Below are 22,257 nucleotides of genomic sequence, written 5' to 3' on the forward strand. Positions count from 1 at the left end.
GTACCAGCGTTTTCCATGGATATCTCAAATGGGATTGAGACGGCAGAAACTAAACATTACTTTACTTTAGATTACAAATGTTGTATGCTGTTTCCATCATACGATTTTAATGAAAGACATACTTTTACGAGGTGTTTTATGAGTGTAGTAGGTTTGAAATAGGCACAACTTAACAAGAAATAATGCTATGACTAGGGCTGGTTGGACGTTTTTCTCAATCCTATGTGGTAGATTATTTGAGTTACCTATGAAGATACCTACGATACATGATAAAGCATATGTCGATGAAAAAGCTAATCACAGCGAATGATGATTATTTCAATTGCTTGTGGTAGCCTTAATTTGTTGATTGTTCGATTATGCCAAATACATGTTACGAAGCTGTGGGTCTCCTGCAGCTTTTTTTTGTGCTTGTTTAGACATAAACATTGAAATCTTATGATGTAGGGCTCTTCATCATGATAATAAATTATGAGGAGAATGAAGCGATGAATATAAGTACAATGGACAAATTACAATATAACGAACTGAAGGAATTGGTGAAAACCTACTGCGTGAGTAGTCTTGGAAAACAGTTAATCGATAAGCTTGAACCAAGTTCGAATATCAAGGTCGTTAGGCTCCGCTTGAATGAAACGACAGAGGCTAGAGCGATTTTGGATACAGAAAATCATATACCGTTACTAGGGATCTCGAATATCGAGTATATGATGGAGAAGCTAGAAAAAGGAATGGTACTAGATCCTTCAGAACTGATCGCCGTTGGCGATTTCCTCCGAGGTTGTCGGAAAATTAAGCAGTTCATGATGAAGATGAGTTTCTACGCGCCCAAATTGAGCTCTTATTCATATTCGATGGTAGAGTTTCTCGAGATCGAGGATCGCATTCACTTTGCTATTAAGGGGAATCGCGTAGATTCGGGTGCGAGTAAAGAGTTGAAGCGTATTCGCAAGCATATCGAGATTACCGAATCGAAGATTGAGGAGCAACTGCAGAAATTCCTGAAAAATAGTGCGAATAAGGAGTACATTCAAGAATTTTTTGTTAGTAAGAAGAATGACCGCTTCACAATTCCGATCAAGGCGGCGTATAAGAATCAGGTAGCGGGATCAATTATCGAAGCATCTTCCAAAGGTTCAACGGTGTTTATTGAGCCTTTGACGGTAGCGAAGCATAATGCCGAGTTATCAGGATTGAAGGTAGAAGAAGTAACAGAGGAACTACAAATATTAGCGGAGCTGTCGAACCTTATTTTTGAGCAGATGCATCCGATAATGATTAATATTGATTTAATAAGTCAGTACGATATGATTTTTGCCAAAGCGAAATATAGCAAAAGAATCGGTGGGGTCCAGCCAAGAGTTAATGATCATGGATATATTAACTTTATCGAGTGCAAACATCCGCTACTTCCTGACAACGCCGTTCCATTGCAATTCGAGATCGGGGATGATTATCGCAGTCTAATCATTACAGGTCCGAATGCCGGCGGGAAAACCGTTGTTTTGAAAACGATTGGACTGATTACGCTCGCAACGATGTCGGGTTTCCACATTGCTGCGGACTCTGCTACAGAAATCGGTGTATTCGAGAAAATATTCGTGGATATCGGTGATAATCAGAGCATGGAGAATGCGTTGAGTACCTTCTCATCACATATGAAGAATATTTCCGAGATTATGCGTCAAGCAAATCGGAGCACACTGTTGCTATTCGATGAGATTGGCAGTGGCACGGAACCGAATGAAGGAGCAGCACTCGCAATCTCGATTTTAGAAGAATTTTATCATATGGGGTGTATTACGATAGCGTCTACGCATTATGGTGAGATCAAGCAGTTTTCAGAAATGCACAGTGACTTCATGAATGCAGCGATGGAATTCAATAACGAGACGCTAGAGCCGCAATATAAGCTTATTATTGGTCAATCCGGTGAGAGTAATGCGCTCTGGATTTCGAAGAAAATGAACTTGAAAGAGCAAGTTCTAGAGCGTGCGAAGTACTATATGGAGCAAAAGGACTATCGTATGGATCTCCTTCACGAGAGTAAAGTAACAAAACCAAAAGTTATAGAAGAGGTAGCTGACAGTTTGATCGAATATTTCATGGGAGATAAAGTAAGAATGCTAGAGAATAATGACTCGGCTCTCGTCTATAAAGGGAGAGATTCACGTAATAACTTGACCTTGTTCTATCAAGGGGGGTTACTGGAAGTACATGCGAAGCGAGTCATGTTAGAGCTTCGGGCAAGTGAGTTGTATCCAGAGGGGTATGACCTGAACACGTTATTCGTAAGTTATCAGGAGCGCAAATTCCAGCATGATATGGAAAGAGGATCGAAGAAAGCGTTGCGTCAAGTGCAGAAAGAGATTCGCAAACAGCGTGACTAAGCATGAATAAGAATGTTGCTAGCCGACCGATTTTCGGGATTACCTCCTGATTATTGCTCGGCCTTTTTTTAGCTAGCGACACTTGTGAAATTAGGCGTGATTTACATCTTTTGGGTAGGATCGTCCATGCATTAAGTAAAATTATCCATCTATTTATATGAATAAATCGAAGTTTATTCATATAAATAATTAACCTACCACTACAAGTTACCGTATTTAACATATTTAGATAATATCATCCATAAAGTTGTTTCTTTTATTGATTTATTAACATTTAATAATGGTATAGCATTAATTGATAGCGCTTTCACTACAAAGGGGGAGAGATAGCAGTACTTGAAGCGTTATCTGATTAAGAAGAAAGGAAGGAATAGAACATGTTGTTTGATAAGAAAAAAGTTTACAGACGCAATCTATTCTCCTAACAAATGAATCAATAATTTGGAAAAGTACATTTGCGAGCTCTTACTTGTCTTGTAAGTCAAAAAAATCCCCAATATAGGAGGAATAATTCAGTGAGGAAAAAAGGTAAAAAGATATCCAAATCATTGATTTGGGCGTTGGTTTTGTTGATTTCTTCAGGTCCGGTCATGAGTTCTACAGGAAGTGTAGCTTATGCTACAACAGGAGAAACTGGCAACTTGCCGATTGTGGAACAAGAGAAAACAATTGAAAGTATTACTGCGATTGCGGTTAACACTACTGTTGGTGAGCCACCGGTGCTTCCTGAAGTAGTGCAAGCAGTATACAATGATACAACCACTGCAGAGGTTGCAGTGAACTGGGACCAAATTGATGCTTCAAGCTATGCACAGGTAGGTACGTTTAACGTCGCGGGAAGCGTAACAGGCACGACTATTAAAGCTCAAGCTGCAATTACGGTTGTTGAACAAGTTGAAACTACAACAGACATCGATAGTTTTCTAGATGATCTGAAAAATAATGTTCCAAGCGGTCAAGTAGCGGTTTCTTATACGAATAATTATCAGTCTATGGAACCGGAAGCGATGACTTTTGTTAAAGGAAAAGGAACAGCTTCTGTAAATAATGGTTTAACCGTAGCATTTAGCGATGTAAGTGGTGGAGCTGTTGCAACATGGGATAAAGCTCCTTGGTTATCTGCGGGAATCATTGATACAACGTTGCGCTACACAAGTGGAACACAAGGCAATGTTGGATTTGTTATAGGTTCTAAAGATAGTCAAAAAGGTATCTCTATTCGCTATGATAGTGGTACAGACTGGGTCATTCAGAGTCCGGATGGTTCTGACCCCTATAAAGTATTCAAAGGACCAGAATTATTAGTAGATACAGATTACCGAATCCAAATCGGATTTAATGGAAAAAGGCTATTAATTATTGTAGACGGCGAGACTTACTTCGATGAGGTTACAGATTTGTTAAGTCAATCTACTGGAATTGGTCAGGTAGGTCTATATAAACGTTACGCGACTGGTAGTGTTACGATTAAGAATCTACGTATCGAAGGCGTAGGTACGAAGGAAAAACCTTCAAACGTTGTTGATTACATTCAAGATTACGAAGATCCTAACTATGTTCCTAATTGGTCAGGACTAAATGCTCAAGTCGTAACTGATCTTACAGGTAATAAAGTATTATCCCTAAAAAGAGGAACTGGCGAACGTGGTGTGGATTTGAATTCACCACAAATTCAAGAGGGTACGCTTTCGTTAGATTTCAAACTGGTTAATCCGGCTAAGTTAGGTAGCGGACAAGGATTTGCTTTTGGCTTTAGAATGAACGATACAGCAAGCATATTTAACGAAATTGGGGTTGACCCAAGCCAATGGATACCAGAGTCGAATACGGGTTGGGGCTCTAAGTTAAACATTCCTTATCCGATTCAAGGTAGATGGAACAATCTGATGTTCAATTTTAAAGGAAAAACGATCACAGTTTACATGAATAAGAAGGAAATTGGTGATATTCCTTTTGATAAGTTTTCAGACGTAGCAGGACGCTTTGGTCTTCGCATTCGAAGCTCTGTAGAATTGCATATCGATAATGTGCGATATACGAATCAAATTATTGAACCAAAACAAATTGTTCAATACAGTAACGACTTCCAGGACGGAATTACTGGAAACTGGAGTAACGGTGCTACATCATCGATTATTACAGAAGGTAACAACAAAATTTTGAAACTTTCGAATATCAATGAAAGTACGTTGAATATGGATGCGCCATTATTGCGCAGTGCTACTTATATGTTGTCCGTTAAACCTGAAACTAATCACATTGGTTTTGTTATCGGTAATGATGCTCAGGTTAAATATGATGGTGCAAAGTGGATTTTGAAAAAGGGTAACAACAGCATTGACTTTGTTGCATCTGGTAGTACGGATTCAAGTCCTAAAGCTTATAGTTGGAATAAGGTTGGTATCCAGTATTCTGACTCAGCTGTAACTCTTAGCATTAATGGCGCTGAATTAAGAGCAAGCTTACTTGCTGGCGAGCAATTCGGAGAAGGACGTTTTGGGGTAATGGCTCAAGGTTTTGTATACGTCGATAATATTCTGTTTACCGAAGAATTTATCGATATGGATACAACCTCTTCAAATGCTGGCAAAATGAGCTATGAAGAATATTACGAAGGTCAGTCATTGACTAACTGGGAAGGCTTTAATGGTGCGCCACAGATTACCGATGGATACTTGCAAGGGACAATTGATGCAGGGAAAACGGTCATCAATAAGGATGTAACAGCAGTACCAAACGGGATCTATCAATTGAAACTACGTGCAGATGAAACTGCAGGGGTTAAATTAGGAAATATCGCTATTTATGCAGCTAGTCCAGGACAATGGAAATATCAGCTTGATGGTAGCAATGATCTTGTTGATATTGGCAATGCTAGTTTAGTGGAATCAGGTAAAGACTACACGTTACGTGTGCAAATCATAGAAAAACAATTAAGTTTATATGTTAATGGTATTTTAGTTGGTAATGCATCTGTTGTAGACGGATACTTACCAGGGGAATTTGGAATTTATAATTCTAGTAACCGTGCCATTCAGGTTAAGATAGACGCACTAACTGCAGAAGAGATCCGAATCTATGAACCGGATTATACGACACATAACTGGGGACCTCTCGATAGCAGTCAACCATCAGTACTAAGTCATGGTGAAGGTGAAATTCAGTTGAGTATGCCAGGTGTTGTAGTAGCCGTGGATAAAAATAGCCTAACGTTCGTTGATCAGAAGGTTTCCTTTGATTTCAAAACGAATGTATCCGCTGGCTCAGATGGTGGACGTTATGGCTTTGTAGTAAGAGGATCGGCTGCTGACAATTATGTGTCAGTTGTGCATGATATTAATGGGAATTGGAAGTTAACAGCAAACGGCAATGAAGTTTTCTTCCCGAATACTTATGAGATGAAAGCAAATACGTTCTACCGTATCAATCTTCAAGTGGTAGGAAAAACTGTTAGTTTCACAATTACGGATGTCGATGGTGTGATAACGGATATGGGTTCAGTATCTGAAGAAGAAATGACCTTACAACCAGGATGGTTTGGACTTCGCTCTTGGTATGGATCTAAGGAGATGACGGTTAGCAATTTGAAAATCGTTGAATTGGAATCGTTGCCTAAGCTTCAAATTGCTTCCGAAGTAGATATGATTAACAAAGATGGTTTGGGAGTTACGGTATATAAAGATTTCCCAGGCATTGTCGAATATCAAGTCGGTGATCGTAAGCTTCAGGCTAACGTGGAGCAAACGAATAGTATAAAGATCAACAATACAGAATATGTACCACAAACCGTCTCTACCAAAGAGGGGGATAACAAATATCTGTATACGATGACAATTGATGAGATTGGCGTCGTAATTGATGCACATATTGAAGTGAAAGAGAACCATGTGGTTCGTTTTGCAATCGATAAAATTACAGAAAAACCAGACGGTGTTGTCGTTCGCTCGGTACAATTGAACAATTCCCTAATCCATGTAAATAGTTCTATGGATGACGCTACGTATGCGTGGAACAAATCCGATGGAGCATGGCACGGACTTACGGAAGATATCGTTGAAAATATGTCGCTGATGAAGCAGAGCGGTACTACTGGAGTTACCATGGCTATGGTCAGTGCAAATGGTTTGGGAGCATCGGTAGAGAACAACGTATACAGCGGTGGTAACAAATTGATTGTGGATACTGAGAAGAAACCACTTGTCAATAAAGTTACAGTGAAACCAGGAACTTGGACTTATCGTCATCTGCAAAGTAATGAAATTGAAGAGTTGCCTTGGTACGAAGTTGTCGTGACCGGAGACCAGAATAATGATGGTAAAACAGATTGGCAGGATGCGGCTGTCGCTTATCGAACATTTATTTTCGATGAACCGTTTGGCGCACAAGATATTAAGAATAACATGATGTACATTGCTTTCAACTTTGCAAGCCAAGCAAATGATCCGTTCTTGAACACATTGGATACGGGAAAGGTGCTATACAATTATACAGACGGATTTGGCCAAATGATTCTTCACAAAGGCTATCAAGCTGAAGGGCATGACGATGATATTCCTTCCTACTCTAATATTGGCGTAAGACAAGGTGGATTGAAAGATTTCAACTATTTGATCGATGAGGGGGATAAGTACAACCTCAATATAGGTGTCCATATTAATGCAACAGAATATCAACTTGATGCGAATGAGCTAAACTATTCTGACTTAAATGGTGCTGCAACTAATAGATTGTCAAAAGGTTGGGATTGGATCGACACGGCTTACTATGTGGATCAGACAAAGGACGTTTTAAGTGGTAATCTGAAGAAACGATTTGAAAATCTATATAATTTGACGAAAGATCCTACTAACCCGAATGATCCTGCTTTAGATTTCTATTATATCGATGTTTATACGGGTAACGATTATAATGCTCGTAAGTTATTACAATATGCTAATGATCTTGGACTAAAAATAGGAACAGAATTTGCCGGCCCATTAGAACCAGGCTCAACCTTTGTTCACTGGGGTCCGGACTTAGGATATCCGAATAAAGGAAATAAGAGTGTCCTTTCAAGAATGGTAAAAAATAATCTAGATATCTTTGTAGGAAATGCATTGTTTAAAGGTCAGAAAATACCTGTTGTAGCTACTTGGGGTGATTCCAAACCAGATATGCAACAAGGTGTAACTGTATTTTTCAACGAAGTATTACCGACTAAGTTTATGCAACATTATGGCGTTCTGAAATATGAAGAAGATCAAATTACTTTTGAAAACGACGTAGTTTCAAAAAGAAACAAAACGACAGGTATGATTGAACTGTCCAAAGACGGAAAATTAATCTCTTCTTGGGCAGATTCTGGAACGACTACTGATGAAGCAGTCCGTCATACGGGCGAAGCAAATTCTTTAATTCCTTGGACTTGGGATGTTAAGGATAATACAACTCTAGGTATCAATGACGGAGCGAAGCTATATCACTGGAATACAAAAGGAAATGTGACGACTTGGGAATTAACAGATGAGTTTAAAGATGTGAAAGAATTCAATATGTATGAGTTAACTCAACAAGGTAAAGTGCTTGTTGACAAACTTGTTGCTGAGAATGGATCACTAACGATTACCCAAGCTAAGAAAAATACGCCATATGTATTGTACGCAGCATCTGCTAATGCGGAAAATATAGTACCTGCTGCTGGAAACTGGGGAGAAGGCAGTTTAATTAAAGATTTCGCTTTCAACTCAGAGGCGTTCAATACTCCAGGTTCATGGACAGTTGATGATTCTAGTAACATTGCGATCAAGGTAGTACCAGGTGATGTTGAATATGATACAACTAAAGAAATGAAAAATTCGAACTGGAATAGATACGCAGAAGTTGGAAGTAAGGCAGGCGTATTGTCACAAGAAATTACTGGTTTACAGCCTGGTCAGGATTATACTGTCGGTGTATGGACGTTGACAGAGCCGGGAAGAGAATCTTCACTTCAAGTTACAGTCGATGGCAAAACCTATACAAGTGTTGTTTCAGGGATAGATGGTACTCATCAATCATCCTTTAAGTATGTTGGTACGAAATGGCAACGGATGAACGTTGAATTTAAGGTTCCAGCTGGAGTTACTACTGCATCAGTGAAGCTGGTAGCGGAAGCGGGAACAGGTACTGTACAATTTGATGATGCCCGTATTTGGGAACATGTCACAGTTGAAAAGGATCCTACAAATAAAGGTTATATTGTGTACGAGGATTTCGAAAATGTATATGAAGGTTGGGGACCGTTTGAATATGGCGGCGGATCATTACAAATTCATATTGCAAGCGACCGAAGCAATCCGAATGATAATAATCCAATCGTTTCGAGATCCGAAAACAAAATTGGTCCGGTAATGACTTGGGTTCTAAATGGAGAAAATTCGTTAAAGCTTAACGAAACAGATGTTGGTAAATTAATTAAAACGAATGAGTCCAGTGTGAAATTGGAACCTAATAATGATTATGATTTAGGATTTATTTATACGTCGGAAGCGTCCGCAACTTATGAAGTTTCGGTAAAATCACGCAGTACAGGAGACATTGTACTTCAAGAAACGCTTACTAAACATGCTAATCCAGGTAATAAAGCTGGAGAAAATGGTGGTTACATCCGATTCCAGCAAAACTTTACGACTGGGAATCAAGATGATTACCAAGTGATTTTCAAATTGGTATCAAAAACAACGGGTACAGCTACTTCGGATTATGCATTAATTCTAGATGACTTCTATATTAAAGCTGATGATGTAAATATCTCGAAGGAACTTCTAGAGCAATCCATTGCTGATGTTTTAGAATTGAACAGCTCGGATTATACATCTGAATCATGGGCAAATGTAGAAGCAGCTCTTGCTGAGGCTGAGGAAATCTTAAATGATGCTAAAGCTACAGTTATCTTGTTAGATCAAGCAAGATTAAATCTTGAACAGGCAATAAAAGGTCTTGTATTGGTAGCAACTATTGTGGAAATCGAGAAAGTAACGGTTGATACAGAAGTGGGCTCAGCACCGAAACTACCTAGCGAGGTAAATGTGACTCTAAGTAATGAAGTGACGAAGAAAGCTTCGGTTGTGTGGGAAACGATTGATTCTTCTAGCTATGCACAGATCGGTACTTTTGAGGTGAAAGGGTCAGTTGCTGGAACGGATATAAAAGCAATTGCAACTGTTAATGTTAAGGAGAAAGATAGCGGCAATCCGGGTCCGGGAACGAATCCAGGAACAACACCTACTCCGACTCCAACTCCGACACCGACTCCAGATCCAGGAACTGGAACCAATCCGGATCCGGAAACGGGTACACCAAAACAATTTGAAGATACTGTAAATCACTGGGCAAACAAAGAAATTAGTGATTTAGTGAGCAAGGGTATCATCAAGGGCAAAACAGATCAGAAATTTGAGCCTAATGCTACAGTAAACCGTGCTGAAATCGCAACTATGCTAGCACGAGCATTCGGTCTTGAGCCAAGTGGAGCAACAACATTTAATGATGTTCCAGAAGATAAGTGGTATAGCGATAGCATTATTGCCGCGACGGAGGCGGGATTGTTAAAAGGATACGGAGGTAATTTGTTCGGACCTACAAATTCTTTAACTCGTCAAGAAATGGCAGTAATTATCGTAAGAGCACTTGAAATGAAAGGGAAGTTGCCAGATGTATCAGATAATATCGATACTACAACACTTGCTAAATATAAAGACGCAGATCAAGCTGCGCTATGGTCTAAGCAAGCATTGGCTATTTCTATTGAACTCGGTCTAATTCAAGGAACTCCGGATATGAAACTTAATCCTAAAGATAATCTGACGCGTGCAGAGGCAGCAGTCTTATTTAGCAGATTATTGAAGTATTTGTCCTAATAGATTGTTTGCTAAGTACACTTAGTACAATCTCAATATGAAAAGCGAGCTTTGGATGCAAATCCAGAGCTCGTTTTTTTTCTCGGATTTTTCAACTTTTATCACCAAACGGCAAGAATGGTAGGGCAATTTTCATTTATAATAATGATATACTAGCCGTAATAAAATTTTTGTTATCGGAGAAGGAGAGGTACTGATTTTGAAGAATAATATCATTGAATACTGTTTAAATAAAAACGGAGCGATTAAGGAATATCCTTTCGGACCCGAACCAATGGTGATCAAAATTGCAGGCAAAATGTTCGCGCTTATTTTTGAGAATAAAGGGGAAGATTCATATATCAATTTAAAGTGCGACCCAGTGATTGCGGAAAATTTGAGAGAGCAACATGAGAATGTTAGACCAGGGTACCATATGAACAAGAAACATTGGAATACAATAACAATGGATGGTTCTTTACCAGAGTCAGATGTTTTTGCAATGATTGACCACTCTTACGATATGGTTGTCAAAAAACTTCCTAAGAACCTTCGAGAATCTATACTAGAAATGAACTAAAGAGCATCCTGAATATTCCCATTTATAATAAATGCATATAATATTTATTCTAACGAAAGTTACACGACGGATAATATGGAGGAAGAACAATGGAGATATTAGAACTACCAATTGAATTTGAATTTAATGGACAAAAAAATTGCATTTATCCTAGCTTAATTATATTGAATAATGAATTAACTTTAGTTGATACAGGATATACAAATTTTCTAACTTTAATTGAAAATGAGATAATGAAAAATGGATTTCAAATGAAGTGTTTGAAGAATATTATTATTACTCACTACGATGATGATCATATAGGTTCCTTATATGATTTCAAAGAAAAGTATCCTTGGATTAACATTATAGCTAGTGATATTGAATCGAAATATATTAGTGGTGAAATGAAGTCAGAGAGATTGGTTCAAGCAGAAGAAATGCTAGAAAATATGCCAAATGAAGAAATAGAATTTGGTAAATGGTTTGTACAGCAATTAAACAATTTGAAGCATGTTGCTATTGATACAAAGGTATGTGATGGTGATATGATTCTAGAAAATAAATGTAGAATTGTCGCAACGCCAGGGCACACTTCTGGGCATATTTCATTATATTTTCCAAGTATTAATAGTGTAATTACAGGTGATGCAGCTGTTCATGAGAATGATGAATTGGACATTGCTAATCCAGACTTTTGTTTAAATGTTGAGAGTGCTGAACTGTCTTTGAAAAAGCTTGAAAATCTTAAAGCTGAAACCTACTATTGTTATCATGGTGGAAAATACTTAATGCAAAATAATAATTAATGTAGGGGGAGAACAGAATGGAAGTTTTCGCAGAGTATTTAGAGAAAATTGATAACCCGCAACACCGTGAACGAATGGAAGAAATTTTCACGTGGGTGATGAATACATTTACAGAATTAGAACCGAAAATTGCATGGAATCAGCCTATGTTTACCGATCACGACACGTTTATTATTGGATTTAGCATATCTAAAAATCATATGTCTATTGCACCTGAAATTCCTGGAATTAATCAATTTTCAAACGAAATTGTACAGGCAGGTTATGATCACACCAAAAATTTGTTCCGCATCAAGTGGACAAGTCCGGTTGATTACACATTACTTAAGAAGATCATTGAGTTTAATATTATGGATAAGGCAGATTGTAAAACTTTTTGGCGTTAATAATTAATCTTATAAAACAACTTTTCTGTACATGAAAGGGGACATAACAAATGAGTCAAGAAGTAAAGGATTTTATTGAAGCATTAGAACCATGGCAGTGTGTACTATCTACTAATCTTCGTGATGTTGTAATTGAAGCGATACCTGATGCACAAGAACGTATGCAATATAAGAAACCCCACTTTTTGAAAAATGGAAAATACGCAGCTGTTATATCTACCTCCAAGGATGCGGTCAGTTTTACGATTTTTAATACATCTGAATTACAACTTCCAGAAGATCTGTTCAGTGGACCGGTGGAACGGAGGACTTTGAAGCTAAGAAAAGGAGACACGGTTGATGCTACTCAGTTAGTATCTTGGGTCAGACAAGCTTCAAGCTCACTTTAGTGTTATCGAAAACATACTTAAAGAACCATAGCGTTAACCCTGATTATGTTCTTATTGAAATACTTTAATAATTTGATAAGTTTCGAGTAAGCTCCTCCCCAGTTAACGCTGGTGGGGAGCTTATTTTTATATGTTATCGGATGATGTGGTAGCATTACTTTAGTAGTATAGGTTTTTTGGCAGAGTGATACTCTTATGTAGGGTATCAGATTCATATTTGAAGAAAATATTGAGACAGTTGGTTGTTGCGGGGTTGGTAACATCAAGTGCTTCTAAAGATGGCGGGTATCAATTAGCACGATCAATTAAAAAAAGTTTACTTATCTGGCCTATTAGAAGAGGGAAAGTTTGAAAACGGTTGGATAGAATGGGATAAGGAATAGATATGACCTATACTTTCACATTTAGACAGTTTGAAATGATGGGTTAACAGTATTAATAATTAACTTCATAAACATAAAAATCCGAACGTAGTTGTAACATTATAACTACGTTCGGATTTTTATGTTTCAGACGGTTCAATTCGGTGCAATCACTTCTTTGAATTTAAATATTCTAGAAATATTCAGTGAAACTAAGCCTTCTAGGGATGATGTGGAGTCAAAGTTTTGTAAATCATTGTAATAAAATTCATTCAATTGTTCACGAGTTATTCGAAGCGTTTGATCCCCAATATTATATTGAACCCAGTCTACATTCTGTACTAACGTTATTAAATAAGTAGTATTATAAACCATTTGTGTGAAGCCTTCATTTGTAGTTGGATTGACACTAGAAGAATTATAACTAACTAAGATACCGTAAGGCTCTTCTTCTGTAGCTAGTTCAAAAGAGGTCAGCGATCCACTCAGTGGTAAGCCATTAAGAATATGACTAACAGCACTATTGTCACCTACAAAGCTGTTCTTATATTGAAATAAATCAGTATTTTCTGTTGATTGATTATTGCTTTGCGAACAGCCACTAATCATGAATAGGCAGATACAAGCAATCCATATAAGTCTTGATGATTTTATATGCAAAGGTATTCCTCCAAGTATGTTTGATAAATATAAGTATACAACTTATTTTGGACAAACTTTCTTAGCAAATATGTGAAAATAGTGATTTTTATTTGATATTAACAACAAAATATTATACACTATTTATCATTCGATCAAACTAGTTTAATTAAACTAGTTTGAATGTACTGATTATATTTGAAGAAGAGAAGGGAATCATATTATGAAATTTACACAGTTCTTAAAAACAAAAGGTGCTATTGGATCGATCTTTATGGGGATTTTCTATGCGGTTGCAATGTTAGGAATTTTCTTGCCAGGTTATACGGCAATTCCAGTCAATATCGATCAATTACCTATTGCGATTATTAATGATGATAAAGGTGAATATGGTGAAATGATCGCAGATCAGTTGCAAACAAATTTGCCATTCCAAGAAATAAATACGTCTATAACAAACGATCAAGCAATAAAACAATTAGAAAAAAATGACTTAGCTTTAGTAGTACACATTCCTGATACATTCTCTGAGGATATGCAAAATGGGGAAGTATCATCAAGCATTGATTTCACAGTTAATGAAGCAGGGGCAACAGTTGTTTCGTCAACGATGACATCTGTTGTTAATGAAATCAACAATCAATTAAGCTCACAGTTCTCACAGCAAACTGCTCAAGGCATTCTAATGAACTTTAACGTGCCAGAAGCTCAAGCTGCGGAAATGGCAGAAATGATTGAATCTTCGTATGTTGGTAACTTGGTGAGCATTAATGAAATTCCTGATGGGATGCATAATAATATGCTACCAATGTTTTTAACAATGGCTGGTTATGTAGGAGCAATGATTGCAGCACTGCAATTAGTAGCGGCATTTAAGGAGAGTCGCGGGAAAGCAAGCAGAAAAAAATTATTCCTTTACGTACAATTAACAGCATTAATAATTGCTGTATTGTCCTCATTAGCTGCAATGGGGATAGCTTATCTCGTAAATCAACCAAGCGGAGAACTTTTCTTTAGTATGTTTGGTCAACAAATCTTAAACTATATCGTAGCCTTTAACTTTACTGCGATGTTTGTTTTCTTAATCGGTGAAGGTGGAATGATATTGAACATTCCAGTGCTATTAATGCAAACACTTGCGAATGGTGCCACAATCTCACGTGATATGATGTATGCACCGTATGAGTGGATGAGTTATATTTCACCAATGTACTATTCTGTACAAGCGTACTACGCAAACTTATTTGGCAGTAATAGTGCATCTCCGTATATATGGGGAATGGTAGCTGTCGGATTAGGTGCGATGTTAATTAATGCTCTCATCATTACATTTGTACACAAATCAGTGCCAAGGGTGAACGAAATAACTGCGAAAGAAACAAAGAATGATCCAAAGAATGTGAAGAATAGTACTGAAGTAATGGCTTAGTTTTGCTACAATGAAGGTAATACTTGCCGCGAGGTAGTTTTTTACCGAAGGAGCGTAAAACATGGCAATTCAAATTTTTATCTTGTGCAGACTTATAGAGGGTAACAACTATCCTTATAAATTAAAAAAACAGCTCTCAGAGACCATTCCACTTGCTCGACTCGGTGGATTAACAGAAAGCAAACTATATTATAATTTTGAATCCTTAGTAAAACAGGGGTTAATTGAGCCCGTAGAAATTATTAAAGAAGAACATCGACCAGATAAACAAGTATTCGCGATTACAACAAAAGGGCGAGAAGCACTACCGAAAAAGATTTATAAGTTGTTTGAAAGTGCACAAGTGATCAGTGAAATGGTGGTTGGGTTAGTCTACATTAATTACGTGGATCGGGATAAAGTAGTAGCAATACTTGAAAAGAAATTATCAAATTTCAAGGAACGTTGGGGACAAATTGCTAAATTAGCTTTATTGACACCAGTGGATCATGAAAAAGAAAAGATTTTAGACTTTGTTGGAGAATATGCTTCTAGTAGGTCAGATCATACCATTCATTGGCTAGAGCAGTTAATTAAACTGCTTCAACAAAGAGAGATATAGAAGAAACTACAAAGGGGCACTTAAAGATAATTTATCTTTGAGTGCCCTTTATTCATTAATCTTTACTTAGTTCACATTATCAGTAGCTACTTAATCAATTTCTATTAGTAAGCAGTCCAACCTGCATCAGCAGCAATTACCTGTCCATTCACGAAGCTTGACTCATCAGAGCCTAGGAAAAGTGCAAGTTGTGCAATTTCATCTGGTTGACCAACGCGAGGCATTGTGCCATTACCAGTCATTTGGCGACCTGCACCAAATTGAGAAACACCAGTCATAGAAGATTGAATATTCGTCATTACGCCACCTGGAGCAATTCCGTTACAACGGATACCAGAATTAGCATACATATAAGCAGTATTTTTCGTTAAGCCAGCAACGGCATGTTTGGAAGCAGTATATGCTGCACCTGCACGAGCTCCACGCAATCCACCAGCAGAAATGTTGTTTACGATAACGCCATGGCCTTGCTCTAAGAAAATGTTCGTAGCGATACGCATTGCACGCATAACACCAGTCGTATTTACAGCAAATACGCGATCCCATTTCTCATCACTAATTTCACCAACTGGTTCCATACCGTCCATAATACCAGCATTGTTTACAAGAATATCTAGTTTGCCAAATGCTTCTTGCGTTTCAGCAAACATACGCTCTAAGTCTGCTAATTCGGCTACATTTGATTGGTTAGCGATTGCAGAACCGCCATTAGCATTAATCGCTTCAGCTACTGCTTTAGCACCTTCAAAATTATAGTCAGAGACAACAACTTTAGCCCCTTCTTTTGCATAAAGCTCTGCGATAGCTTTACCCATACCTGATGCTGCACCTGTTACGATAGCTACTTTGTCTTGTAATCTCATAATATATTCCTCCTAAATTTTTTGTAGCTCCCGTGGATAACCTCTTAGTGACAAGAAGTTACTTCGAAAGCACAAACTAGAATGTAGTGTATGTTATTGTACATCTGTATAATAAAATTATAGTATATTAAAGTAAGCGTATTCAATATACAAAATCCCCTCAAATTGTATGATATCCAACAGAAACTTCAAATATGTTCGATAAAGGAGAGAGTATATGAATAAAAATGATTTACGCATTGTAAAAACAAAAATTAATATACATCAAGCATTACTCAATATATTGAAAAATAAAACATTAGCTCAAATAAAAGTAACCGAGCTTTGTAAAGAAGCAAGTATTAATCGTGGTACTTTTTATTTTCATTATGAGGAAATAGGAGATGTCTTTAAGGAACTATTTGAGAAAATCATGTTAGATTTGCAAGACTCTTATAATGAACCTTATCGACATATTACTGTTCTAAATGTTGAAAAGCTAGATCCTAAGACAGTAGGTATTTTTCAACATGTAAAAAAATATGAGCAATTTTACAGAATTGTATTATCACGTGAAGTATCGACTACGTACTATTACATGCTATTTGATGAAATTCGGTCTAATTTTATATCTGATAAAAATACGCAAGTTCATGGAAAAGTTAATGACTATTTCTATTCGTATACAGCCAATGCGTTTATTGGGCTTATCATTGAGTGGCATCGTCGTGATTTTAAGGAATCTGTTGAGGAAATGAATGTGCAGTTACTTAATATTGTTAACTTGAAAGTATAGAATTAAAGGTGCTAAATGCATCTGATCCGAACGATTATCTGGATATATTGTAATTTACTATAAAGATATTATGAATGGAGCATTTTATGAAATACGATATTATTATGTTCGACGCTGATGATACACTGTTTGACTTTAGTATATCGCAGGACAATGCACTACATCATACATTTTCCCAGTTCGACCTACCTACGGGTTTCGTCGATTATGAAGCGGATTATAGAGAGATTAGTAGAGTATTATGGAGAGAATTAGAGCAAGGACTTATTACGACAACAGAACTCGGAGTAGAGAGATTTAGACGGTTATTCTTTAAACATAACCTTGCTATTGATGCACATAAGTTCGGCACCGCTTATCTTAATAACTTGGGCAAAGAATCTCATCTTATAGAGGGTACAGAAGAACTATTTACACAATTACCGGCTTGTCGTCTAGTCATCATAACGAATGGGTTCACAGTGGTGCAGCGATCAAGAATTGCTAACTCTCCTATCCGTAATATGTTTGAGCATATTATTACTTCAGAAGAAGCGGGATACCAGAAGCCTGATGTAGCGATTTTTGATTATGTATTTGCTAAGCTTCAAATTACGGATAAGTCTAAAGTGTTAATTGTCGGTGATTCTTTAACATCCGATATTCAAGGGGGCATCAATTATGGAATTGATACATGTTGGTTCAATCCTAATAGCAAGGAAAACAAACTTGCAATTAAGCCGACATATGTAATTCATGAGCTTATGGAACTTGTGAAAATAGTTGAAGGCTGAACTTATATCGTTCCACCTGTTTGTTAAGACTACAATGGAATGATAGCAAGTAATTAGAATGATAAGAGGCTGTCCCAAAAGTCATAAAATGACTAAGGACAGCCCTATTTTCAGGTGATGGAAGTTAGATAGAGATTAAATCTTTAACCGAGAAATCAATTTTTATCGTATGATCGCAATGTGGATTGTTATATTTAATTTGAGCTGTTTTTTGCTCAATATTAAAGTACCATCCATATTGACTTTGCTTCCACTGATCTTCATCTAAATATCTTTGTATGATATGATTTCCAAGTGTAATTGTGACTGGACTAACGTCCTTACAAATGAATTGAATCTCATAGGTTTCAATTGAAGATATAAAGTCACCTTCAGATTGGAAGGAAATTGTAGACTCATTACCAACTTGTAAAGAAATATTCGTTTTAACATACTGTTTGTCTGTATAGGATAGTGACATTCCATCATCATCGTAGTAGACGAACGTTCCATCGTTGGAGCCTTCAATGAGTAACTTTAAATGGTTAATATTATCATGATGAATATTGTTAAGCTGATGAGCTAAAGGAATAATACCCCCACTGCGAATGAACATCGGGATGGAGTCAAGCTGAACAGGAATTTCAATAGTTTCGCCTCCAGCATATCTCTTCTTAGACTTCCACTCAATCCAATCAGAACCAGAAGGTAAGTAAATACGATGTGTAGTTACACCTGGATCAACAACATTGGCTACTAATATTGAAGATCCTAGCATAAATTCAAAGCTCTCATCCCATACTTGTGGATCATTTTCAAATTCATAAACAAGAGGTCGCATCATTGGAGATCCTATTGTAGATGATTCATATAGTAAGGAATAGAAGTACGGTACCAATTCATATCGAAGAGAAATAGCGTCTCTAATATATTTTGTATAGCTTGGATACATCCAAGGCTCGGTCACTGTATTATCTGTATTAGATGAATGGATAGAGAATCTAGGCTGAAAAATGCCATTTTGTACCCATCTGACAAATAGTTCTGGTTCAGGGGCTGGTCCATAGAAACCTCCAATATCACAGCCTTGATTAGCAACACCTGAAAGACCTAAACCTAAAATTAAAGGAATATTGAATTTTAGACTGTTCCAACTTGTTAAATTATCTCCAGCCCAGGTTTGAGCATATCTCTGAATACCTGCATATCCAGCGCGGTTTACAACATAGGGCCTAATATTCTTATCATGTTCTTGAATAGCCTCTACAGCAGTAAGTGCCATTAAATTGGGCATAACTGATGATAATGCAGATATAGGCTTTCCTAGACCTTCATAATGACACTGTGCGTTAGATTGCTGGATTTCATATTCATTATTATCATTCCAGATGGCAGTTACACCATGATCCAGTAATTGATGTTTTACATATCCCTTCCACTGCTCTCTGGCTTCTGGATTTGTAAAATCAACAAACGAAGCTGGTCCGCCCCAATAGCGGTCAATGACAGGCTGATCGTTATTTTCGTCCTTAACAAACAATTGTTTCTCCGCAAATTCTTTGTAGTGAGGGTGAGTTAATAGCATACCGGGCTTAATATTAGGAGATAGCGTCGCTCCATGCTGCTCAGTTGATTGAACAAATGCTGCAGGATCAGGGAAGCGATCATAATTCCAATTAAATACGTATCGTTTACCATCTTCACCTGTTGTGTACCCTGAGGACATAAAGAAGCCATCACACGGAATTCCTTCAGCTTTACATTTATCGAGAAAGCCAATAATAGCTTCATCTGAGCGCGTTTCTAGTTCGGTATAGAACATTGTTGAGCCTAAATATCCTAATGAATACTTTGGTGTTAATATACTTTTTCCTGTTAGATCAGTATACCTTTTCACAACTTCTTTAATGGTCGGACCGTTAATAAAGAAGTAATCTAATTCGCCACCTTCGGTGGAGTAATAAGAATATTTTGGCCAATAGCCACTACGTTCGGAGCCAACATCAAAGTTAGAATTATAGGTATTATGATAGAACATTCCTGATGCGGTACGTTGTTTACTATTAAACTTGATATAGAAGGGTATATGTTTATAAAGAGGATCAGTGCTTTCAGAATTGTAGCCAATCGTATCAACATTATGCATACGAAGTCTACGGTTTTTCTTATTCAATTGTCCACTTTTTTCACCGAATCCATAGTAATAATCATCATCTTGCAAGGAAGAATAGTGATATTTTCGACCCAATTCATCCTGAACATAGCTCTTATTAGCAATATCCTGATGTAGTAATTGACCATTCATATCCTCTATCACAATAGCAAAGGGTGCTTTGTATATTTTTACGACAAGCTTGTTAGAAGACCAGGTATAATATTCATCTAGTTCCTGTAAATCAATCAACAGGGGTGTTACTCTAGTTCTATCTTTAATTACATGGTCCATTTCATCTTCCCATGCTGTCATTATTAAAGAGTAAGACGAATCTTTAGCGAAATCTCTCTCAAAACTACAGCGAATACGTAAGATGTCGTCTGTTAATGCAAACATTTGAAACTTAGCGGCATCAGTTATTAATTCAATGAAATTCGAGTGGTTTTTTATCTCTAATAATATTGTGCTAACCTGCATTATGTTTGCTCCTCTCTTATCTTCTGAATTAACACATAGTTGTTATTTCATTCCAGAAGTAGCCATGCTATTTACTAAATGTTTTTGGAAAATTAGGAAGACAATTAATACTGGAATCATAGTAATGACAGACATGGCAAGCAAACTGCCCCAATCCACGTTAAACTCTCCGATAAAGTTAGACAAAGCAAGCTGAACAGTATATTTGCTCGGATCACTAATCGCAATTAACGGCCATAGGAAGTCATCCCATCTCCACATGAAAGAGAATATTGCAAGTGCTGCGAGTATCGGTTGACATAATGGCAAAATAATTCTCCAATAAATTTTCCACTCACCTGCTCCATCAATTCTTGCAGCTTCTAGTAACTCATTTGGAATAGTGAGTAAATATTGACGAAGCATGAATACGCCAGTTGGTGTTGCAGCGGGTGGGATAATTAAGGCTAGCAATGTATTATATAATCCTAGAAAACTTAATACCTTGAAAATAGGAATCATAATCACTTCGAGTGGAATCATCAAGGTGGAGATGAAAGCTAGTAATATGAAAGTACCACCTTTGAATTTATACTTTGCTAGGGCATATCCAGCCATCGAGTTAATAAGCAACAGTAATATAGTAGAAGTAATCGCTACAATCGCGCTGTTAAGAAAATATTTACCGAAATTACCTTTTTCGAAGGCGTTAACAAAATGCTCTAAAGTAAATTGTTGTGGTAGAAAAGTAGGTGGGAACTGATAGAGTTCCGTATTATTTTTAAATGAAGAAAGGAATATCCATAATACAGGAAATAACCAAAGGGCAGAAAAAGCAATTAATAGAACATAAGTTAGTGTTTTTTGGAATTTTGAAGGTGTCATTAATTTTCTCCTCCTTTAGTCAGTTTGAACTGTAGAACGGTGAATATTGTAATAATAATAAACAGTACTACGGACATAGCACTAGCTAATCCCAATTCTTGTTTAGCAAAGCCTGTTTCATAAATGTATTGGACGATATAAGTTGTAGCCTTGTTAGGACCGCCACCTGTTAAAGCGAACATAAGCGGATATGCTTTGAATGCTTCAATCATGGATAGCATAACGACAAGTAGAGTAGTAGGTTTTAACAACGGTAAAGTTATATGGAAAAAAGCTTTTACTTTAGATGCACCATCTAAATGAGCTGCTTCATAAAAGTCTTTAGGAATAGCAAGCAAGCCTGCTACAAATAGCACCATAAAAAATCCTAACCGTGACCACACTGCAGCGATAATAACAGCCACTTTAGCAAAAAAGGGATTAGCTAAAAATGTAATTTGTTCATAGTCAAATGCAACCATTACGGCATTGATAATGCCTAGTTCCCCAAAAATCCATCTCCATGTTAAACCAACAATAATAAAGGAAATCATGGTTGGCCAGTAGAAAATAGCACGGAAAAAACCTTTCATTATTACTTGTTGAACAAGTAGAATGGCAACTCCGAGTGAGCATGCATAAATTAACGGTACTACAATAATTGCGTAGGTTAAGGTTTTTCCTAAAGTTGACCAGAATTTATCATCAGTGAAAATATATGCATAATTGTCAAACCCGCTGAATTTCATAGGATTCAAACCATCGTAGTTATGAAATGAATAGATTACTCCAAGTAAGGTTGGAACTACTATAAATACAGTAAAGATCAATAAATTGGGCAGTACAAATAAATAAGGAGCGATTTGTAGTTTTCTCTTCTTTTTAGTGATTAGATTAGGTTGTGAAGCAATAGACTTAGTTGACACTTTACTCAAACCTCCTCATTATCAATGTTAGGGCTACATAGCGAAG

The 22,257-nt window shown here is 37.1% G+C and carries 16 protein-coding genes; 11 read left to right on the forward strand and 5 right to left on the reverse strand.

From position 1 onward, the window contains the following. Nucleotides 1-488 precede the first annotated feature (488 nt). The 7 genes from NAG76_08605 (at nt 489) to NAG76_08635 (ending at nt 12,741) form a co-directional block, all read left to right on the forward strand. Nucleotides 489-2,390 carry an endonuclease MutS2 gene (locus tag NAG76_08605; GenBank protein ID URN96257.1) on the forward strand — a complete coding sequence of 634 codons (1,902 nt, stop codon included), beginning with the start codon at nt 489-491 and terminating at the stop codon, nt 2,388-2,390. Nucleotides 2,391-2,905: 515 nt separating this feature from the next. Beyond that, nucleotides 2,906-10,267 carry an endo-alpha-N-acetylgalactosaminidase family protein gene (locus NAG76_08610; protein ID URN96258.1) on the forward strand — a complete coding sequence of 2,454 codons (7,362 nt, stop codon included), beginning with the start codon at nt 2,906-2,908 and terminating at the stop codon, nt 10,265-10,267. Between the two features lie 199 nt (nt 10,268-10,466). Then, complete coding sequence (locus NAG76_08615; protein URN96259.1) at nt 10,467-10,826, forward strand: MmcQ/YjbR family DNA-binding protein; 360 nt, start codon at nt 10,467-10,469, stop codon at nt 10,824-10,826. Between the two features lie 89 nt (nt 10,827-10,915). Next, on the forward strand, nt 10,916-11,614 hold the full coding sequence (locus NAG76_08620) for an MBL fold metallo-hydrolase (protein URN96260.1): 699 nt from the start codon (nt 10,916-10,918) through the stop codon (nt 11,612-11,614). Between the two features lie 17 nt (nt 11,615-11,631). Continuing rightward, the gene (locus NAG76_08625) at nt 11,632-12,000 is read left to right on the forward strand and encodes an iron chaperone (protein URN96261.1); all 369 of its coding nucleotides are present in this window, start codon (nt 11,632-11,634) and stop codon (nt 11,998-12,000) included. A 50-nt stretch (nt 12,001-12,050) separates the two neighbouring features. Then, entirely contained in the window at nt 12,051-12,389 is a 339-nt protein-coding gene (locus NAG76_08630; GenBank protein URN96262.1) for a DUF1801 domain-containing protein, read from the forward strand. A 184-nt stretch (nt 12,390-12,573) separates the two neighbouring features. Continuing rightward, nucleotides 12,574-12,741 carry an Rrf2 family transcriptional regulator gene (locus tag NAG76_08635; GenBank protein ID URN96263.1) on the forward strand — a complete coding sequence of 56 codons (168 nt, stop codon included), beginning with the start codon at nt 12,574-12,576 and terminating at the stop codon, nt 12,739-12,741. A 166-nt stretch (nt 12,742-12,907) separates the two neighbouring features. Here NAG76_08635 and NAG76_08640 read toward each other — a convergent pair whose 3' ends face one another. Then, entirely contained in the window at nt 12,908-13,411 is a 504-nt protein-coding gene (locus NAG76_08640) for a DUF4825 domain-containing protein (protein ID URN96264.1), read from the reverse strand. Between the two features lie 202 nt (nt 13,412-13,613). Here NAG76_08640 and NAG76_08645 point away from each other — a divergent pair, with 202 nt between their 5' ends. Both NAG76_08645 and NAG76_08650 read left to right on the forward strand, forming a co-directional pair. Continuing rightward, the gene (locus NAG76_08645; protein URN96265.1) at nt 13,614-14,819 is read left to right on the forward strand and encodes an ABC transporter permease; all 1,206 of its coding nucleotides are present in this window, start codon (nt 13,614-13,616) and stop codon (nt 14,817-14,819) included. A gap of 61 nt (nt 14,820-14,880) precedes the next feature. Beyond that, nucleotides 14,881-15,420 carry a PadR family transcriptional regulator gene (locus tag NAG76_08650; protein URN96266.1) on the forward strand — a complete coding sequence of 180 codons (540 nt, stop codon included), beginning with the start codon at nt 14,881-14,883 and terminating at the stop codon, nt 15,418-15,420. 104 nt (nt 15,421-15,524) lie between these two features. Here the strand turns inward: NAG76_08650 and NAG76_08655 are convergent, their stop codons facing one another. Further along, nucleotides 15,525-16,283 carry an SDR family oxidoreductase gene (locus tag NAG76_08655; GenBank protein ID URN96267.1) on the reverse strand — a complete coding sequence of 253 codons (759 nt, stop codon included), beginning with the start codon at nt 16,281-16,283 and terminating at the stop codon, nt 15,525-15,527. A gap of 217 nt (nt 16,284-16,500) precedes the next feature. On the opposite strand from NAG76_08655, the gene NAG76_08660 reads away from it, so the two are divergent. Beyond that, the gene (locus NAG76_08660) at nt 16,501-17,058 is read left to right on the forward strand and encodes a TetR/AcrR family transcriptional regulator (GenBank protein URN96268.1); all 558 of its coding nucleotides are present in this window, start codon (nt 16,501-16,503) and stop codon (nt 17,056-17,058) included. A gap of 86 nt (nt 17,059-17,144) precedes the next feature. Then, a complete protein-coding gene (locus NAG76_08665) occupies nt 17,145-17,831 on the forward strand; it encodes a YjjG family noncanonical pyrimidine nucleotidase (GenBank protein ID URN96269.1) in 687 nt (228 codons plus the stop codon). A 124-nt stretch (nt 17,832-17,955) separates the two neighbouring features. Here the strand turns inward: NAG76_08665 and NAG76_08670 are convergent, their stop codons facing one another. Genes NAG76_08670 through NAG76_08680 form a run of 3 tightly spaced genes read right to left on the reverse strand, consistent with a single transcriptional unit; the run spans nt 17,956 to nt 22,196 of the window. Then, nucleotides 17,956-20,442 carry a DUF4968 domain-containing protein gene (locus NAG76_08670; protein URN96270.1) on the reverse strand — a complete coding sequence of 829 codons (2,487 nt, stop codon included), beginning with the start codon at nt 20,440-20,442 and terminating at the stop codon, nt 17,956-17,958. Between the two features lie 42 nt (nt 20,443-20,484). Next, nucleotides 20,485-21,306: a carbohydrate ABC transporter permease gene (locus NAG76_08675; protein URN96271.1), complete on the reverse strand. Its 822-nt coding sequence runs from the start codon at nt 21,304-21,306 to the stop codon at nt 20,485-20,487. Beyond that, on the reverse strand, nt 21,306-22,196 hold the full coding sequence (locus NAG76_08680) for a sugar ABC transporter permease (protein URN96798.1): 891 nt from the start codon (nt 22,194-22,196) through the stop codon (nt 21,306-21,308). Before NAG76_08680 ends, NAG76_08675 begins: the two co-directional genes overlap by 1 nt. Between the last annotated feature and the right edge of the window lie 61 nt (nt 22,197-22,257).

The organism is Candidatus Pristimantibacillus lignocellulolyticus (assembly GCA_023639215.1).
GTDB classification, from domain to species: Bacteria; Bacillota; Bacilli; order Paenibacillales; family Paenibacillaceae; genus Pristimantibacillus; species Pristimantibacillus lignocellulolyticus.